The 423-nt window shown below is 62.2% G+C and carries 1 protein-coding gene; it reads right to left on the bottom strand.

The features are described 5' to 3' along the window. On the bottom strand, positions 1-423 hold a 423-nt coding region (locus tag DIE12_RS37820), incomplete at both ends, for an isochorismatase family protein (RefSeq protein WP_124524145.1).

The raw sequence follows: 423 nt of genomic DNA, 5'->3' as shown, positions 1-423 counted from the left end.
CGTGCCGCCCGATGCGTCGGCGACCATGTAGATCTCGTAGTCGCCTTCGAGCATCGCGCACAGCGCGAACGTCGTGTTGCAGACTTCGGTCCACAGGCCCGAGACGACCACCTTCTTGCGGCCGTTCGCGGCGAGCGCGTCGCGCACCTTCTGGTCGTCCCACGAGTTCATCGACGTGCGTTCGAGCGTCTTCTGGTTCGGGAACACGTCGAGCAGCTCGGGATACGTGTGGCCCGAAAAGCTGTCGCTTTCGACGGTCGTGATCGTGGTCGGGATGTTGAATACCTTCGCGGCCTTCGCGAGGCCGACGACGTTGTTCTTCAGCGTCTGGCGATCGATCGACTGCACGCCGAACGCCATCTGCGGCTGCTGGTCGATGAAGATCAGCTGGCTGTTGTGCGGAGTGAGTACTTCAAGCTTCGG

Origin of the sequence: Burkholderia sp. Bp9015 (assembly GCF_003853505.1) — a bacterium.
In the GTDB taxonomy this organism is placed as follows: domain Bacteria; phylum Pseudomonadota; class Gammaproteobacteria; order Burkholderiales; family Burkholderiaceae; genus Burkholderia.
This window is presented reverse-complemented; position numbering and strand designations above follow the sequence as displayed.